The sequence below is a fragment of the Planococcus rifietoensis genome, from assembly GCF_001465795.2.
GTDB classification, from domain to species: domain Bacteria; phylum Bacillota; class Bacilli; order Bacillales_A; family Planococcaceae; genus Planococcus; species Planococcus rifietoensis.
In genome coordinates, this window is sequence record NZ_CP013659.2 from 2,535,416 (window position 1) to 2,553,999 (window position 18,584).

Sequence of the window (18,584 nt, forward strand, 5' to 3'; positions counted from 1 at the left end):
TCTAAGGAAACAACAAATAGCGGATCTCCTGAAGAGATCCGCTTACAGAAACCATAGTCATTGAAGGGACAAGGTGCCGAGTGGTTCGAAATCGGACAAGCGATAGCTTCTGACTTCTGTATTCGCCACTGCATACAAGGCGTCTTTTGCATAAGCCAGGCGCTGGACTGATGTATTCCAGTCTTCATAGGGCTGCTCGGATGCTTGGGTGAGATCGGCTGACAGCTCGATGCCTTCCGGTGTAATCGAGTAAATTAAAGCTCCTTCTGCCTGAAATTCAATGTACTCTGTGCCATCTCCTGTGTAAATCGATACCGGGAAGCCGAACAAGCTTTGTGCTTCATGACGGAATAAAGCTTTATGGTCGTATTGCAAGGCAGAATAAGTTCCAGGACCGCCGATGATTTCAGTATCGGCTTCCTTGGGGTCATCCATATCGCTGACATCGAACAACGAGATTTTCATCCCGCCTGTCACGATGCGCGGCTCGCCGCCCCCTTTGACTGGCTCGATTTTTGTATCGTAGCCAAAACCGATCAGATGCTCGTCATCAAGGGGATGCAAGTAATTAGAAAATCCAGGAATTTTCAATTCACCCAGCACTTCTGGTGCAGCAGGGTCTGAAACATCGATCGCAAACAGCGGATCGGTCTCACGGAAAGTCACCATATAGGCCTTGCTGCCGATAAAGCGGACCGAGTAGATGCGTTCGCCCGGTGCCAAGTTTTCCACTGAACCGACTTGCTCCAATTGTTCGTTTAAAATGAATAGGTGGTTTTTCGGTTCGGAAGCGGGTGCCCAAGCGACGCCTTCTGTGGTCGCCACCCGGAAATAGCCTTCAAATTCATCCATCGAAAATTGGTTCAACAAAGAACCTTGTACGCGAGCTGAAGCGATAAATTCCACCGAGATGCCATCCAAGCTGAATTTGAAGATTTCCGTATCCGCCTGTTGCGGCACCCAAAGCGCCGTATCTTCGAATTCCCCTTCAGCGGTCTCAAACGCAGACGCCGTCAAATAGAGATGCTGTTCGTTCATATACAGCTGTTCATTGCCGCCCAAAAAGCCTTTTGTAGAAATTTCATTGGACTCAGGGGCTTCTAAGCTGATGGAAGTGATGACGCTATAACTCCCTTCCATCGTTCCTGGCAAGATGGTCAAATCTTCATAAGGCAAGGGTTCAAGCTCTCCGCCTTGCGCGGAATCGAATAGCCTTGGCCGCAGTTCCATATCCGGCTGCTCCTCCAAAATCCAGTAATTTGGAAACACATTGCTGACGTAATGGAGGATGCCGTTCGATAGCCGCGCGTTATTGAATGTGCCTTCGTTGCCGAATTCGCGGATGAGCTCCGGGTTCTCGGGTGAAGTCACGTCATAGAGAGAAACCGCTGTGATGCCGGAATAAGGCATGAAGCTCTCCATTTCCACGTCTTCTTCGGTTTCCATAAGTGAAAAGCGGCTTGATATGACAACAAGCGTATCGCCGGATAAGAATAATTCCTCCGGATACGTTTCCCCGTCCAACTTCAAAACTGCTGCAAGTTTCATGTTTTCCGGGTCTCTGATGTCGGAAATCATCACACGCGACTCGCTAATGGAATATAAATAATCGCCATCCGTCTGCACAATATCACCTTCGTCGATGCCTTCGACCTGGTTATTGGTCGACGAATGATCGCCCCCTCCCATTCCTCCAGACTCGCCTGACGCGCTTTCCTCAGCGTCATCTGCCCCTTCACCGAAGCCGCGGTAAAAAGGATTGTCTTTTTGGAGATTCAGCAATCGCGTAAAATACGTATGCAGTTCCTCTTCGCCAGCCAGGTTCTGGACTTCATCTTGTATCGTGAAGTCGATTTGATTTGCCGAAAGGCTTTTTAAGAAACTGCTCGTCAGGGCCGATTTGGTGACATGAAGCGTATAGTCTCCGCTAGCGATGTCCGGGACTTCAAGCGTCCGCCCGCCATTTGCCAAGCGCATATCGAGATCGAGTTTTCGGCCATCTGCATCCGTAAGGTAAACAGCGCCTTTTTCAATCGCATCCGCATCGAGCGGCGCCGAAAAATTCGCCCGCCAGCCGGATTCCGAAAGGGCTGTTGCGGATCCGCTGATGGCTACATTTTCCGTCAGCACAATAAAAGCTATACCTGAAAACACCAAAAGAATCGCTGCTATCCACCAGGCTCTGCTCCATCTCACGAACACCACGACCTTTCTCGTGCCATTTACCCATTAGACCCTTTACGACTCCAAAAGGTTACAGCTGGCGTTCAGCCATTGGCATGAATTTCGCTAAAAATTTCCTCGAAGCGTTCGAACGGTTCTTGTGTATGGCCGCCGCCTTGCGCAAGTGCAGCGGTTCCGCCTCCCTTGCCGTCTGTTTCTTGAAGCAAGCGTTTCAAAGTCTCCCTCATATCGGCGGAAGCTTCATTGCCGCGGGCGCAGACCAACCGGATGCTGCCTTGTGCCTGTGCTGCAAACAACAAGCAGACAGACGGATATTCTTCAGTGGCTAAACGCGCCAACTGCTGCAATTCCTTGATGGGCCGGTCGCCGAAATTCCGGATCGCAACGCCCCCTTCCGGCGTTAATGCTTTTGCCTCTGAAAGCAACAGCTGCTTTTTCAGCTCCACAATTTCCTTGTCGGCTACAATTTTCTCTGATAATAAAGCATCTGCCGCGTGCACCAGTTCAGCTAGCGGGGCATTCAATTTCCCGATCAATGCATCGCTCGTGTCGCTCAATATGCCAAAATGTTCGAGCGCTCGTTCTCCGCATAGAAAATAGAGCCGCGTGCCGCCTTTCGCTTTTTCCGTCCCAAGAATTTTCAACAGCCCGATTCCCGCGGTATTTTCCGGATGTGTGCCGCCGCATGCATTCAAATCGATGCCTTCCATTTCAACCAAGCGGATGTCTCCACTAACAGCGGGCGGCTTCCGGAGATGCAATTGCTCAAGCTGCCGGTCATTTACAAAACGCGTGCGGATTGGTAAATGACCGCTAATGATGCGGTTTGCTTCAAGTTCCACTTGCCGCAAGGTTTCTTGGTCGATGGAGGCTTTATGCAGATCAATCGACACCCGCTCTTGCCCGAGATGGAAACTGGTGGTTTGGTAGCCATGACGGTCTTCCAGTAAAGCGCTCAAAAGATGCTGGCCGGCATGCTGCTGCATATGGTCCCATCTTCTTTGCCAATCCAGCGCCGCCTTGTATTCGCCTGGCTCCAGCTGCCGATCCAGGTAATGGCGGATTTCCCCGTCCTGATTTTGCACATCTTGCACTGTGGCTTCCCCGATCATTCCGCGGTCTGCCGGCTGCCCGCCTCCTTCAGGATAAAAGCAAGTCTGGTCGAGTACTGCATACTGCCCACTTCCGTCCATTGCCGATTCGATTACGTGAACAGTGGCTTCCTTTAAATATGAATCGTCGTAATATAATTTTTTCGTCATATAAGCACTCCTTTTTACGGAATTCTGCTGATGCGTTTACTGGTCCTTCATTAGTGGAATGGTTGAGTAATGATGAAGAATGGAGGACTTACGCATGGCCGGATTCACGCATTCCATATTATTGTATAATGCCGAGGCAGGTGCGTCCACGTTAGATGCGGTTATGGGATTGGCTGTACCGCAACTCGCCGCATCTTCGAAAACATTGGAACTGATTAAGACCGATTCCCCCGAAGAACTGGAATCGGTCTGCCGTTCTGCCGCCGAACGCGCCGACGCAGTATTTGTCGCAGGCGGCGACGGCACAGTCCATCTGGCTGCACACGCACTTAGCTCAATCGAAAACCCGCCGCCTCTCGGAATATTGCCGAGCGGGACGTGCAACGATTTTGCGCGCACGATGAACATTCCTTTGTACCTTGACGAGGCAGCAAAAAGCTTGAGTCAAGGTAAACTCCAGCAAGTCGACACAGCGACCATCAACGAAGGCACGTTCCTGAACTTCGCGGGCATCGGATTGATTACAGACGCTTCCTTCAATATCGACCCCGACCTGAAGGAACGCTATGGCAAGCTCAGCTATTTCATGAGCGCGATGCAGACGATGAGGCAAGCAGAACCGTTTAATGTATCGCTGGTGATCGACGGTCAAGCGTACGAAGAAGAAGCCGTTTTGGTGCTGGCCATGAACGGTAAATCCATTGGCACCCATTTGTTTCCGATGCAAAGCATCGATCCCGCTGATGGGCTCTTGGATGTTTTCATCATCCAAAGCTCGTCGTTTGCTGCGATACGCGAATGGTTTTCCTTATCGAAACCAGACCTTACTGCGGAAGATCTCGAGCATATCATCCATCTTCAGGGACGAGAAATTGACATCCGCACAGAAACACCGATGGATATCGATACCGACGGTGAAATCTATATGAAGACGCCCGCCTCGATCAGTGTCCAACCGGGAAAACTCAACTTGCTTGTGCCAAACGAAGAAGATATCTTCACATAAAAAGCTGCCGGATGTTAGCCGGCAGCCGAAGGAGCGGGCGCTATGCCCGCTCTTTTTTATTTGCGCTAAAAAGAGACTGGTCTTTTCAGCGTGGAATCGAACTTTATTCGAATGGCCAGGCAGGCAGCATGCGGTTCAATTCTTTGTCTTCCCGCTTGCCGAGCACATAATCCGCCTGCATGATCGTATGGATTTCCCGCGTGCCTTCGTAAATGACCGGTGCTTTGGAATTGCGCAAGTAGCGGGCGACCGGATAATCATCGGAATAGCCGTAAGCGCCGTGGATTTGCACCGCGTCGTCTGCCGCTTTATTGGCAAAATTACACGCCTGCCATTTGGCGAGCGAAGTTTCGCGCGTATTGCGTTTGCCGCTGTTTTTCAATTCGCCGGCACGGTAGACGAGCAAGCGGCTCATCTGATAGCCTGCTTCCATATTGGCAAGCATTTGCTGCACCAGTTGATGCTCGCCGATCGGCTTGCCGAACGTCGTGCGCGTCTTGCAATAATCCAAGCTCGCTTCCAGGCAAGCCATCATCAAGCCACACGCTCCGGCAGCGACAGTGAAACGGCCATTGTCGAGTGATGCCATCGCAATCTTGAACCCTTCGCCTTCTTCCCCGAGCCGGTTGGCTGCCGGAATGCGGACATCCTCCATGAACAATTCGCCTGTATTGCCAGCGCGTATGCCGTACTTCCCTTTGATCGCCTTGGACGAAAAGCCTTCACGGTCACGTTCTACGATAAAAGCGCTGATTCCTTTATGCGATTGCTCTTTATCAACATAGGCGAAAACGAGGAAATGATCCGCTTGGTCACAGAGGGAAATCCAGGTTTTCTGGCCGTTCAGCACATAGTCGTCGCCCACGCGTTTGGCGGTCGTCGAAAGCGCCGCCACGTCTGACCCGGCTCCTGGTTCTGTCAGGCCGAACGCACCAATCTTTTCGCCTTTTGCCTGCGGCACCAAAAATTTCTGTTTTTGCTCTTCTGTGCCCCATTGCAGAAGCGATAGTGAATTCAGGCCGGTATGGACAGAAACGGCCGTGCGAAACGTGGTGTCGCCGCGTTCAAGTTCTTCGCAGACGATGGCGAGTGCATTATAGTCCATGCCGCTGCCGCCGTACGCTTCCGGAATGCACACCCCCATCAAACCGAGATCGGCCAGTCGCTGCCAAATCGATTCGGGGAAATGCCCCTCTGTGTCCCAGTCTTTTATATAGGGCATGATTTCTTCATCGACAAATTTCCGGACGGTTTTGCGCAGCATCTCTTGTTCTTCGCTGTATTCAAAATCCATGCCGTTTTCCTCCTTGCTAGTTATGATGCGTTGCCCGTTGCACCGTTTCTTCAATGTTTACGCCGCGCTTCTTCATTTCCGCAATGTAATCAGCTCCAGGCACCACTTGCTCAGGCGGGTAGACGCCGCGTTTTTGGATGCGCCCATCCGCAATCATCTGCGCCACAACAGAAATGCTGTAGGCTGTGGCCTGCGCCATCGCCGTGACACCGGTTGACTCATCGCGAATGGTCACCATTTCGTATCGGTATGTGCATTCCTCTTGCTCTTTCAACCCGGAAACCGTCACGCGCAAAAGCACTGCATCTTTCTCGTCGCCAAGTTCCGTAATCGGCTCGAGCACTTTCAGCAGAACTTCACGCAGCGACACATCATGTCCGCCGGCGATTACTTTTCCGTCTCGGTTCGTCAAACCCAATTCGACGAGCAATCGGAACTTGTCGGCATGCCCACGGTAACGGATCGTTTTGTACTCCAGCGAATCTACATCGCGGAACGTTTTCGTCAAGGTTGATGTACCACCTGATGTATGGAACGCTTCTAACGCATTGAACCCTTCGAATGCGATTGGCTCGATTTCCGATAGCGATTCGACTTCTTCCAGTTCTCCACCACGGATGACGTGCGACGGGTCCGTGTAATGGTCGAAAACGCCTTCGAGTGAAAAAACGTGTTTGTATTCGAGCGGCGGTTCCGGATGGAGCGGAATGCCCCCGACATAAATGCGGATCGATTCGACCTCATCCAACTGGCTCGCACCATACCCGGTTAAAATATTGATCATCCCTGGCGCCACACCAAGATCCGGAATGACTGTTACGCCTTGGCTAGACGCTTGCTCGTGCATGGCGAGCACTTTATCCGTCGCACCCCCGATATGCCCGCCGAGATCGACGGAATGAACTCCGCATTCAATGGCGATTTTCGCTACTTTCTCATTGAAGGTATAGAACAACGCATTGATCACGACATCTGCTTGTGCGATGACTTGCTTGAGTTCACGGTCATGGCTTGCGTCCATCTGGGCGATTTCAAGCCGCGGATCACCCAATTGCCGGCGAAACGCTTCCGCTTTTTCCGTTGTCCGGTCTGCCAGAATCACTTTTTCCACCTGCTCGTTGCGAAGCAAATCACGCGCTGCTTGTTTTCCCATCAATCCAGCTCCGAGTACCGCAAATTTCATCTCCGCCGCCCCCTTTATGCTTCGTTGTCGATCTGTGCCCGCTGCAATTTGCCGCTGAAGTCTACATAAATGCTTTTCCATTCGGTAAAGACATCTATCGCCGCAACGCCTGAATCGCGGTGGCCATTGCCGGTGCCTTTCGTGCCGCCGAACGGCAAATGGATTTCAGCTCCTGTCGTCCCGGCGTTGATGTAGACGATCCCTGTATCAAGATCACGTTGAGCTTTGAACGCCCGGTTGACATCCGCTGTGAAAATCGAACTCGACAATCCGTAAATGACGCCGTTGTTCACTTCGATCGCTTCTTCGAAACTTGCTACTTCGATCAAGGAAATGACCGGCCCGAAAATTTCTTCCTGTGCAATGCGCATTTCCGATGTTACGCCTGAAAACAATGTCGGTGCGTAATAGTTCCCTTTGTCGTAATGGCCGCCCGTTAAAATTTCGCCACCCCTGACAAGTTCTGCGCCTTCTTCTTGGCCGATTTCAATATAGGAATGGATTTTTTCCAATGCTTTCTTATTGATGACCGGTCCGACTTTGACGGATTCGTCCATCCCATCGCCGATCGTCAATTTATCCATCTTTTCGAGCAGGCGCTGCTGCAGCTGTTCTTTGACATCCCGATGGACGATGACACGGCTGCAAGCAGTGCAGCGCTGGCCGGCGGTGCCGAACGCGCTCCACAAAATGCCGTCCACTGCGAGGTCCAAATCCGCATCATCCATGACGATGACCGCGTTTTTTCCGCCCATCTCAAGCGATACTTTCTTTAAATGACGCCCCCCGAGTTCCGCTACTTTACGCCCTGTATCCGTCGAGCCGGTAAATGAAATGACACGAATGTCCCGATGCTCGATCATCGCAGTTCCGACTTCCGACCCGGAACCGAAAACGATATTCGCTACACCATCTGGCAAGCCGGCTTCCTTGAAGATTTTAGCCATTTCATAAGCCATCATCGGCGTTTCAGTTGCTGGTTTCCAGATGAATGCATTGCCCGCCACAATCGCCGGGAAAGATTTCCAAGTGGCGATCGCCACCGGAAAATTCCATGGGGTGATGAGCCCGACGACACCGATCGGCGCACGTACACTCATCGCGAATTTATCCGCTAATTCCGAAGGCGTCGTCTCGCCAAATAACCTTCTCCCCTCACCCGCCATATAAAATGCCATATCGATGCCCTCTTGAACTTCGCCGCGCCCTTCTTCGATCACTTTCCCCATTTCTTTTGTCAGTACCGCCGCGAGCTGTTCTTTCTTTTGTTTCATCAAGCGCCCGATTTCATATAGATAATCCGCACGTTTCGGTGCAGGGACAAGCGCCCATTTTTTCTGTGCCGCTTTGGCTGCTTTCACCGCTTCCTCTACATCTAAGGCAGTTGAGCGTTGTACAGCTGCCAACTCTTCACCTGTTGCCGGGTTGATGACAGGCACGAAATCGGCGCCTGCCTCCTGCCGGAACTCTCCATTTACAAAATTCGTTAGTTTCATCGAATTACCCCTTTCTACAATGAATGTAAACGCTCTCACTATTTACTCTATTCCCTACAAAACGGAAAACTCCTACATGCTTTCCGAACTTCCTTCCATAACTTTGTAAAGTTGTATACTTTCGTACGACAATGCGAGAAAATTACCGAGAAATGGTTGACACTGACCAATCGTCATAGTCTAATCAAGAGTAGAGGTGATTGAAATGTACAAAGTACAAGAAGTGGCAAAAATCGCAGGCGTCAGCGTACGGACGCTGCACCATTACGACAGCATCGATTTAATGAAACCGAGCAATAAGGGATCGAACCGATACCGCTATTACAGCGATGACGACTTGAAGTTGCTGCAGCACATCTTATTTCTTAAAGAACTCGGATTTTCATTGAAGAAGATTCAGGAAATCATAAAAAATGGTTACGATGCAGAATATGCTATGGCACGCCATATCGAGTTGCTTGAACAGAAAAAATTCCGCATTGAACAGTTGATTGACAACGCACGTACAGCACAAAATGAGTTTTCATCCGGTGAACCCTTAAGCAACGAACAGCGGTTTTCTGCATTCTCCATCCGCCATACACCGGATCGGATCGACTTGTACCAGAAACCGGAAATTGAAGTATCCGTTAAGGAAGATCTTGAAAACATCAAGGAAGAGACTACTGTCCTGGAAGCTTCAGAACCGGAAGCCGCAAAACCGCAAAAAGAAGCCGAGAACTTAGAAGAGATCGACCGAGAAGCCAACCGCATCTACAGCGCTGTTGCCAGCCTTATGGATTTGCCGGCCGATGCACAAGAAGTCCAGAAGGAAATGGCCGCGTATTACCATTTGCTCGACCGCTTCTATGAATGCACGCCGAATATGTTCCGTAATTTGGCCAATCTTTATGCAAATGACAGCCGCTTTTCGCGTACCATCGACCAGCATGGCGACGGTTTGTCCGACTACTTGAAAGACGCGATGCACGTGCACGCGAATGCCTTGCAGCATGCGTGAACTCATCGGCCCTTGCAGCAATTGCGGCAAAGAGATCTATTGCCGCGACGGATTTTTGGACGGCGTCTATATCGACGGTGAATTGATTTGCCACGATTGTGCAGAAGAACTCGAAAATTAATCCATAAAGAAAAGCCTGAACGGATAATACCGTTCAGGCTTTTTGAGTTGCTTATGATTGTGCAGTTTCTTTCAATGCGTCGAGGCGCTGTTGTACTTGCTCCCCTGTCAAACCATGCTCAAAAGCATAGCGGTTGCGTGGATGCTCGCGGCATTCGTCTGAACATGAACGCATGTATTTGTGTTCGTTTTCTTCTGAAGCCAAGATTTTTGCATTGCATTCAGGGTTCGCACAGTTGACATAGCGCTCACAAGGCTCACCCGTGAAATGGTCCTTCCCGACAACGGTATGCTCGACGCGATTGACCGGCACGGCGATGCGCTCATCAAAGACGTACAATTGCCCGTCCCACAGCTTGCCCTGTACTTCCGGGTCTTTGCCGTACGTGACAATGCCGCCGTGAAGTTGGTTGACGTCATCAAAGCCTTCACGTTTCATCCAGCCTGAGAATTTTTCACAGCGGATGCCGCCTGTGCAATAGGTCAGGATTTTCTTGCCTTCAAACTTCTCTTTGTTTTCGCGGATCCATTCCGGCAAATCACGGAAAGTTTCAACGTCTGGACGTACCGCGCCGCGGAAATGGCCCAAGTCGTACTCGTAGTCATTGCGTGCATCGATGACCACGGTATCCTGATCTTGCATCAATTTATAAAATTCTTTCGGCTCTAAATAATTGCCGGTTAATTCATTTGGGTTAATATCTTCTTCTAGTCCAAGGTGGACAATTTCATTTTTCGCACGGACGTGCATTTTTTTGAAAGCATGGCCATCCGCTTCGTCGATTTTAAAGACGATGTCAGCAAAGCGCGGATCGCTCTTCAACATATCCATGTATTGTTCAGTTTGCTCGATCGTGCCGGAGCATGTGCCGTTGATCCCTTCGTCCGATACGAGGATGCGGCCTTTCAATCCGATTTCCTTACAGGCAGCCAAATGCTCAGCCGCGAACTCTTCGGGATTTTCAATCGGGGTGTATAGATAGTACAGTAAGACATTATGTGTATGATTTTGCATGAATCATACCTCCTGATTTTCGATTTGGCACATTTCCTTGATACAGGAAAAACCTAGCCTATTTTACCCCAACGCGCGAAAAAATTCAACATTCCTTGAAGCTTCATCCCGCAGGCGTATAAAAAACAGCCCCGTAAAGCGGGACTGTTTTTTCAGCTTGTCGAGAAAGTTAAGAAGTCGTATTTTCCGAAGCTTATCGCTCGCTTTCCGTGGGGCGGGAATCGAGCCTCCTCGTCACTGCGTTCCTGCGGGGTCTCTCAAACCCGCTAGTCCCACAGGAGTCGAGCGAATGCTTCTCCAAATACTTAGAAAGATCATTGATTATTGAATTTAGAAAAAACGACTCCATTCTTATTCGTAATGGATTAATAGACTTCTTCAACACTCTGAAAAACAGCCCCGTAAAGCGGGACTGTTTTTTTCAGCACACCCGGTTCTTGACCGGTTTGCTGTTTGCGCAAGCTTGCAACGCTTCTTTGTTCAATTGCATCATCGCATAACGCGTCTGCACAGTTGCGCTTCCGATATGTGGCGTAACCGTCAAATTGTCGAGCGTTTGAAGCGGATGGTCCAGCGGCAGCGGCTCTTGTTCAAACACATCAAGCCCCGCTCCCCAAATCGATTTATTCTTCAATGCTTCATAAAGGGCTTGTTCATCGACAATCCCGCCTCTTCCGCAATTAATGAGAATCGCAGTCTCCTTCATCAAAGATAGCTCACGTTCGCCGATCATGCCTTTCGTTTGTTCGGTCAGCGGCGCAAGGATCACAACAAAATCGGAGCGCTTCAATAAATCATCAAGTTCCGCATATTGGGCTTCTTCAAGGCTTTTGCGTGTCCGGTTATGATAGATGACTTCCATATTGAAGCCTTGTGCACGCATGCACACCGCTTCCCCGATGCGTCCCATGCCGACAATCCCGACAGTGGTGCCGTGAACGTTCTGGCCGGTCAATCCCATCGGCGTCCAAGCTTGCCATTCGCCGTTTCTCACCGTTTTTTCCGCTTCGATCAAGCGGCGGGCCGTGGCCAGCATCAAAGCAAATGTTAAGTCAGCCGTTGTTTCAGTCAAGACATCCGGTGTATTGGTAACAATCACTTTATGATCTCTTGCTGCATCGAGGTCGATATTATTATAGCCGACCGCCAAATTCACGACGATTTTCAAGTTCGGCGCCGACTCGAATAGCTCACGATCGATTTCATCGCCAAGCATCGTCCACAGCGCCTTTGCTTCCTTCGCTTCTTCAAGCAATTTTTCACGTGGCGCATTGCGTTCTTCTTCCGGCCACATGCGTACTTCGTAGACATCATGCAAATCCGCCACTGCCTGTTCAGGCAATTGCTGGGTAATGAACAAAATCGGTTTCATGAAACTCCTCCACCCTTCTCCTAAATAACTTCCCTATTCATAAAAGATTTAACGCCCTGCGCTGCGCCTTTTCTTAAACAACCACAATCCGACGATGGCACCGGCAAACAGCAACGCATAGACGATATTCGAATAAATGTCCAATTGTGCCAGGATCTCTTCCCGGTTCTCTCCGACTGCCCGCCCGATATAGACAAGCACTGTATTCCAAATTAAGGTGCCGGCTGTCGTAAAAGCCAAAAATAAAACGAATTTCATATTGGACATGCCCGCCGGAATGGATATAAGGCTGCGAACAAGCGGAATCAGCCGCCCTATAAATACGGCAAACACGCCGAAGCGGTCAAACCAGCGATCCGCTTTGTAAAGATCTGCTTTTTTCAAGCGCAGCCAATGGCCATGTTTGTCGATGATTTGTTCCACCCGCTCCACGTCCAACAGAAGCCCGAGTCCGTAGAGCATGACAGCGCCGGCAACAGACCCTGCCGTAGCTGTCAGGATGACTCCCCACACGGTGAGGCTGGTGGTCGATGTCATAAACCCGCCAGCTGTCAGCACCACTTCTGACGGCACTGGCGGAAACACGTTCTCCAGCAACATCAGCAGGAATATCCCGAAATAACCATAATTGTCCATAATTGAAATAATCCACTGTTCCACAGGAAGCCCCCTCTTAACGCCCGGACTCCCAATCTTCTTTCACGTCCGTCTACCTATATATATTAACTAAAGTACGCCATTTTAAACAGCAAAAAAAGCCGCGCTTGTTTCAGCGCGGCTTGCTTGTTAAGCGTTCATCTTACGCAATTCCACTCGACGGATTTTTCCGGAAGTCGTCTTCGGGAGCTCCGCCAAAAATTCGATGACGCGTGGATATTTATAAGGTGCAGTAATGCCTTTTACATGATCCTGCAATTCCTTAATCATCGCCTCATCCTGTTTGCCACCGTCTCTCAAGACGATAAACGCTTTGACGATATTACCGCGAATCTCATCCGGCACTGCCACAACTGCACATTCCTGTACGGCGGGATGCTTCATGAGCGCATCTTCCACTTCAAACGGCCCGATTGTATAGCCAGAAGAAATGATGATATCGTCGCTGCGGCCTTCAAACCAGAAATAGCCGTCTTCATCGCGTGAAGCCTGGTCGCCCGTCAAATACCAATCGCCTCGGAACGAGGATTTCGTTCGTTCCGGGTCACGGTAATATTCACGGAACAGCGCCGGACAGCTTTTGTGAACAGCAATGTCGCCGACTTCTCCTGGTGCGGCGGGCTGTCCATGTTCGTTGATAATATCAACCGGATTTCCTGGCGTCGGCTTGCCCATCGAACCGGGTTTCATGTCCATGTTCTGCAAGATGCATACAAGCAAGGTGTTTTCCGTCTGTCCGTAGCCATCGCGTACATTCAACTGGAAAGCTTCCTGGAAAGCATCGATCACTTGGCGATTGAGCGGCTCTCCTGCAGAAACCGCACTGCGCAGATGAGGCAATTTGTAATCGTTTAAGTTTTCAACTTTTGCCATGATCCGGTATTCGGTCGGCGTGCAGCATAGCACATTGACTTTTTCCTCTTTTAGGATTTCCAAATATTTCAGCGCATCGAAAGCGCCGTTATAGACAAGCGCTGTCGCCCCGAGCGTGATTGTCGAAAGGAATGGGCTCCAAATCCATTTTTGCCAGCCTGGAGCTGCCGTTGCCCAAACGATGTCGCCGCTCTGTACACCAAGCCATTCAGTCGCAGCCGTCCGGACATGCGCATAGCCCCACCCGTGTACATGCACGACACCTTTCGGGTTGCCGGTCGTTCCGGATGTATACGATAGAAACGCCATGTCTTCACGGTTTGTGTCGACCGCTTCAAACTGTTCTGATTCTGCAGCTGCCAATTGTTCAAGTGACTGCCACCCTTGCTCAGTGCCGCCGACAATCAATTTATTATCCAACGCATCGTATTTCTCTTCAATCGAGTTCGTTTCTGCTGTTGTTTTGTAATGGGCGATGATCGCTTTCGCTCCTGAATGCTCCATGCGATAGCTCAAATCTTTTTTGCGCAGCATCTCAGAACATGGGATTGCGACAAGCCCTGCGCGCAAGCACGCCAAGTACGTAATATATGCTTCTGGAATCCGCGGCAGGATGATCAAGACGCGATCTCCCTTTTCAAGCCCTAGTTTCATGAATGCTTGCGCATATTGGTTCATCTTGGAAAAAAGATCTCGATAAGAAAGTTCGATGCGGTTGTTTTGTGCATCAAACCAGCGTACCGCAATCCGCTCGGCATCCTGTTTGTATGCTTCCAATTCAGACGTAATATTGTATTGTTCAGGTGCAATCAATTGTTCGACGTTCATCTAATTTCCTCCTCTTCTTATTCAACTCGCAGGGATGACCAAATAATAGACACTTGCCAGAAACAGAAATGCCATTCCGGCAGACAAATATGCTTTAGTGGCAGTGAATCCTTGCACAGTCTGGATGATTTTTACGCTGATCAGGTACATCCACACCACCCCGATAACCAGCAAGAGACTAACCCAAAACGCACCATCGCCAAGACCGGCCAAATGCGGTGCGCCGAGCAAACCTGGCAGTAGCGCAACCGGCGTCACCAAGCTGATGGCGCGGTATTTCGCTGTCCCGCCAAGCGCTTTCGAGCCCGCCCACAACAGCGCGGCCATGCCGACTTTCGTAATAAAAGCGGTTAATATCCCAAAGATGATGAAGATGGCCGGTACGAGAAAATTCTGCAATAAAGCAGAATCGAAACTGCTTATGTATGAGGCTTGCGACGCGATTGAAATCGCGCCGTAGCCCAGACCCACGATGAGCAGCAATATCCGGCTCGTCGTTTCGGTTTTTGGTAATTCCAGGAATGACCGGTAAGATGGATCATTCAGGGTTATCATTTTTCCAACCAACTTTGCCACTCCCTTTGCCATTTACATTCCCCAAGGCATTAGCGCCCAAATTGCGACAGCTGCAGAGACGACGACGGTGATGCCTGCGCCAATTGTGCTGTTATAACGATAAGCCTTGATATCTTTCCAGCCATGGATGCGCTCGATCAACTCGATATCGGCTTGCTTCGTCAACTTTCCGGAAAGTGCCGGAATGCGATTGGTGATATAAGAAACCACGATCAGTAAGATAAAACTTACCGGTACAGCAAGCATCGCACCGGACAGTCCCATCCCGTCTGTTACGCCATGCCCCGTTAATACGATGCTCGGGAAAACGAATGGAGACACGATAATATAGAGCGCCCCACCGACCACAGACGCAGCGATCGCGCCAAATTTATTCGCCTCTTTCCACCAGACGCCCACGATGATCAGCGGGGCATTGGTGACACCTGCCAGCCCGAACGCCCAAAGAATACTGACGACAAGGAAAGCGGGCGGGTTAATCGCAAGCAGGATACTCGCAATCCCTCCTGCAAAAATCGCGATAAATCCGATGCGCAAGTTTAAGCGCTGTGAGATATTCGGTTTCAATGTAGAGATGATGTCTTGTGAAATCAAGGCCCCGATCGCCAGCAAGTTTCCGCTCAATGTCGAGAGGCCAGCAGAAATTGCACCCGCAATGACAAGCGCCGTTACCCACTCTGGGTTGTAAACCATATTCAAAATGATGGTTAATTTGTCGGCATCTGCATCGGAAATCGTCACGCCTTGCGTAGTCGTTGCAAAGACGCCGACAAAGCCCATTGCATAGGTCGCCGAGAAGACCAAGCCGAGAATAAACGCAAACCAAACCATCGCAGAGCGCGCACTTTTTAGCGACGAAGCCGTGTAGACACGCATCGCCAAGTGAGGCAAGCCAAGTGCACCGATTGTCAGCGCCGGGATAATGGAGAAATACCATTTCGGCGAGAATTGGTAATCGAAGAATGTCGGCAAAGCATCCATCATGGCCGGAACCATGTCAGAATAAAACAATGGCGGGAAGTACCAGCCTGAAGCGCCAATCGCTTTCATGATCGCGGCAAGCGGCACGATGAACATCAAGGCGATGATGACCATCTGGATAGCGGCGTTATTCGTCGCCCCGGCCATTCCACCGATTGTGATGTATCCGACAATCAAGATCCCGAAGATGAACAATCCTGTGATATACGGGATGCCAAGCAATGTCTCAAACGTAATCGCGATGCCGATCATCTGGCCAAGCGCATACATAATCGAAACCAGAATCATGAACAATGCAGCGATGATTGAAGCCGTTGTACCGTAGCGATCACGGATGAAATGAGTCGGCGAGAAGGCACCCATGCGCCGCAAACTCGTTCCGTAAATAATCGTGATCAATGGAATTGCTAAGATCAATTGAATCCATAACATGATAAAAGGAACCTGCAATTGCAAAATAAGGGCGGTAATGCCTAAAAATGTTGCCAAACTCATGTATGTAGCGGCCATCGCCAAACCATTGGTAATTGCTCCAACGTTCGATCCGCCGACGTATAGTTCCTTGGCCGATTTACTTTGGCGGTTCGAAATAAAACCGACGATATAGAACAAGACGAACGTCGCACCTACGACCACGAGTCCAAGAATTGGATTATCCAGCTGCCAGCTCTGCTCCATCGCTTACACTTCCTTTGCTTCGTCGGCATGGCCGAGCGTGTCATTTTCTCTTTCAATCTCATCGTCAATTCGGTTGCCGATTTTCCCGGCCACAAGCGTCAGCAGGAAAACGCCAAACCAGCCCATTAAAATAGGAACGATGTACATAACCGGAAAGCCGAATAACATGGCGTCGACTGGAAAAATAGAAAAGATCAATCCGACATTTCCCACCAGAATAAACGCTGCCGTCATCCAAATCGTAAATTGGACTTCTTTTTTGTACGCTCTCATCATTTTCCCCTCCAAATTGTGTAATTTCTCTCTTCATACACCCCAGACTGAGCGTTCGCTCAGTTTTTATGCACGCAATCCCCCTTTAAAATTTAGTGTCGTAATAACTCCCTTGATTGTAACCGCTTGCATAAATGATAGTCAACTGAATTTTTTTAAAATTTAAACAATTATATTAATAACCTATTTGAACTACTTTTCTGTTCAAATAGCGTACCAATTAAGCTATTTATACCTCTATTGCTTGTACAAAACACTTTAATTTTTTGCTCCAACTGCCAAGCAATCGCTATATAAATATACATTTGATTCAAACTAAAAAAGAATATCTGCAATAAAATCCATGCATAAAAACGTTTAATTATTCATTCAACTTTTAAGCTCTCATTCTATATTCATCTATTCTAGAGAAATGCACAAAAAAACTGCGCCTAGGCATATGCCAGGCGCAGCTGAAGATGACTTACATATTCGGTTTATTGTCTTCTTCTTTCATTTTCTTTTCCATTTTAGCCAATTGGTTTTTCGCAAAGTCGCGGCCGCCAATTCCGAATGCGATGGCGAAAGCAACTGCAAGTCCTGCAATGATGAACAGGAAGGCCAAGTTGACAATGTTTGAAGCGAAGTTCAATTGGTCGAGCGTCATGAAAATCGCAATGATGAAGATTGCATATTTCACGATGCCACCGAACAATCTATTCCCCGAAGCACGGGTAATGTAATTGCCGAGCATGCTGCCTCCGATTAGCCCAAGAGCAAGGATGATCAATGAACTGATCAATAGCGGCAAGTAAGCAATGATGGCGCTGCCGATCGAATTCAAAACATCGAGCTTCAAGACATTCATGGCTTCGACCACAAAGAAAATGATGATGATTGCCTGGACGACTTTGCCGATGATCTGGGCAATATCAAACGATGGCTCTTTGTTCTTGTCAGGGCTCAAGTAAGAAGAAAAGCGGTTGATTCCTGTGCCATTCAATAGGCCAATTAATAGATCTGCAACAAATTTTGCGATGAATACACCTGCAAGGATGAGGATGATGCCGACAAAGATATTCGGGATCATGCCCAGCACTTGGTTGAGCATTGATACGATCGGTTGTGAAATCGACTCAATATTCAAGGTTTCGAGCGCTACTGTGACGATTGGGATCAGTACGATAACGAAGACTACATTCGCCAACACTTTAGCAAGTGTGTTTTGATCGCTTGGAGCGACTCGCTCGTTCGTGCCCGATTTATTGGTCATTTTATTGAACCATTTGTCGATGTTCATCGTGGCCAATACGCTTTCAACCAACTTCTTGACGAATTTCGCGATAAAGTAGCCAATCACCAAAATCAGGAGCGCCATGAACAGGTTCGGCAAGAATGCCAGGAATTTGTCCATCATGTTCGAGATCGGCTGGGCGACATTATGCATGTCGAGCGCTTGCAATACACTTGGAATAAACAGGATGAAAATCAAATAATAAAGAATTTTTCCAATAGAGTCCAGTTTGTCATCCGCATCTTCCTTTGTCTTGGCCATATGGCCTTTCACCATGGCGTTGTCAGCACCGAGTTTTTTCAACCCTTTCGAGAAAATTGCTTTGACGATTGTAGCGACAAGCCACGCGACAACAAGCAATAACAGGGCACCGAGAATGTTCGGAATGTAATTGATGATCGTATTCCCGACATTCTGGAATGAATTGGTTACATCATTCAAATGTGTCATCTCCTTTACAATTTAGTGGTTCATTTTTAGTATCCCCCCTTATATTTTTTCCTAAACGCAATG

The 18,584-nt window shown here is 49.1% G+C and carries 16 protein-coding genes; 3 read left to right on the forward strand and 13 right to left on the reverse strand.

The window, feature by feature from the left end:
* Positions 1-57: 57 nt before the first annotated feature.
* Both AUC31_RS12535 and AUC31_RS12540 read right to left on the reverse strand, forming a co-directional pair.
* Positions 58-2,196: a beta-propeller domain-containing protein gene (locus tag AUC31_RS12535; protein ID WP_058383793.1), complete on the reverse strand. Its 2,139-nt coding sequence runs from the start codon at positions 2,194-2,196 to the stop codon at positions 58-60.
* Positions 2,197-2,267: 71 nt separating this feature from the next.
* Positions 2,268-3,446 (reverse strand): alanyl-tRNA editing protein, encoded by a 1,179-nt coding sequence (locus tag AUC31_RS12540; RefSeq protein WP_058382861.1) that lies wholly within the window; start codon positions 3,444-3,446, stop codon positions 2,268-2,270.
* Positions 3,447-3,540: 94 nt separating this feature from the next.
* On the opposite strand from AUC31_RS12540, the gene AUC31_RS12545 reads away from it, so the two are divergent.
* The gene (locus AUC31_RS12545; protein ID WP_058382860.1) at positions 3,541-4,452 is read left to right on the forward strand and encodes a diacylglycerol/lipid kinase family protein; all 912 of its coding nucleotides are present in this window, start codon (positions 3,541-3,543) and stop codon (positions 4,450-4,452) included.
* A gap of 103 nt (positions 4,453-4,555) precedes the next feature.
* Here the strand turns inward: AUC31_RS12545 and AUC31_RS12550 are convergent, their stop codons facing one another.
* Genes AUC31_RS12550 through AUC31_RS12560 form a run of 3 tightly spaced genes read right to left on the reverse strand, consistent with a single transcriptional unit; the run spans position 4,556 to position 8,425 of the window.
* Positions 4,556-5,746 carry an acyl-CoA dehydrogenase family protein gene (locus tag AUC31_RS12550; RefSeq protein ID WP_058382859.1) on the reverse strand — a complete coding sequence of 397 codons (1,191 nt, stop codon included), beginning with the start codon at positions 5,744-5,746 and terminating at the stop codon, positions 4,556-4,558.
* A 16-nt stretch (positions 5,747-5,762) separates the two neighbouring features.
* A complete protein-coding gene (locus tag AUC31_RS12555) occupies positions 5,763-6,929 on the reverse strand; it encodes a saccharopine dehydrogenase family protein (RefSeq protein WP_058382858.1) in 1,167 nt (388 codons plus the stop codon).
* Positions 6,930-6,943: 14 nt separating this feature from the next.
* Positions 6,944-8,425, reverse strand: a complete 1,482-nt coding sequence (locus AUC31_RS12560) for an aldehyde dehydrogenase family protein (RefSeq protein ID WP_058382857.1) — start codon at positions 8,423-8,425, stop codon at positions 6,944-6,946.
* A 205-nt stretch (positions 8,426-8,630) separates the two neighbouring features.
* Between AUC31_RS12560 and AUC31_RS12565 the strand changes: the two genes are divergently transcribed.
* The gene (locus tag AUC31_RS12565) at positions 8,631-9,425 is read left to right on the forward strand and encodes a MerR family transcriptional regulator (RefSeq protein ID WP_058382856.1); all 795 of its coding nucleotides are present in this window, start codon (positions 8,631-8,633) and stop codon (positions 9,423-9,425) included.
* The gene (locus AUC31_RS17990) at positions 9,418-9,546 is read left to right on the forward strand and encodes a hypothetical protein (protein WP_257721096.1); all 129 of its coding nucleotides are present in this window, start codon (positions 9,418-9,420) and stop codon (positions 9,544-9,546) included. Before AUC31_RS12565 ends, AUC31_RS17990 begins: the two co-directional genes overlap by 8 nt.
* Positions 9,547-9,597: 51 nt before the next feature.
* Here the strand turns inward: AUC31_RS17990 and trhO are convergent, their stop codons facing one another.
* From trhO to AUC31_RS12605, 8 genes are all read right to left on the reverse strand, one after another.
* Positions 9,598-10,560: an oxygen-dependent tRNA uridine(34) hydroxylase TrhO gene (gene trhO, locus AUC31_RS12570; protein WP_058382855.1), complete on the reverse strand. Its 963-nt coding sequence runs from the start codon at positions 10,558-10,560 to the stop codon at positions 9,598-9,600.
* Positions 10,561-10,981: 421 nt separating this feature from the next.
* Entirely contained in the window at positions 10,982-11,932 is a 951-nt protein-coding gene (locus AUC31_RS12575; RefSeq protein WP_058382854.1) for a 2-hydroxyacid dehydrogenase, read from the reverse strand.
* Between the two features lie 48 nt (positions 11,933-11,980).
* Complete coding sequence (locus tag AUC31_RS12580) at positions 11,981-12,592, reverse strand: DedA family protein (protein WP_058382853.1); 612 nt, start codon at positions 12,590-12,592, stop codon at positions 11,981-11,983.
* Between the two features lie 126 nt (positions 12,593-12,718).
* Positions 12,719-14,290, reverse strand: a complete 1,572-nt coding sequence (mbcS, locus tag AUC31_RS12585) for an acyl-CoA synthetase MbcS (RefSeq protein ID WP_058382852.1) — start codon at positions 14,288-14,290, stop codon at positions 12,719-12,721.
* A gap of 21 nt (positions 14,291-14,311) precedes the next feature.
* The gene (locus AUC31_RS12590; protein WP_237150605.1) at positions 14,312-14,845 is read right to left on the reverse strand and encodes a hypothetical protein; all 534 of its coding nucleotides are present in this window, start codon (positions 14,843-14,845) and stop codon (positions 14,312-14,314) included.
* Between the two features lie 33 nt (positions 14,846-14,878).
* On the reverse strand, positions 14,879-16,525 hold the full coding sequence (locus tag AUC31_RS12595) for a solute symporter family protein (RefSeq protein WP_058382850.1): 1,647 nt from the start codon (positions 16,523-16,525) through the stop codon (positions 14,879-14,881).
* A 3-nt stretch (positions 16,526-16,528) separates the two neighbouring features.
* On the reverse strand, positions 16,529-16,798 hold the full coding sequence (locus tag AUC31_RS12600; RefSeq protein ID WP_058382849.1) for a hypothetical protein: 270 nt from the start codon (positions 16,796-16,798) through the stop codon (positions 16,529-16,531).
* A gap of 463 nt (positions 16,799-17,261) precedes the next feature.
* Entirely contained in the window at positions 17,262-18,512 is a 1,251-nt protein-coding gene (locus AUC31_RS12605) for a mechanosensitive ion channel (RefSeq protein ID WP_058383792.1), read from the reverse strand.
* Positions 18,513-18,584: the final 72 nt, after the last annotated feature.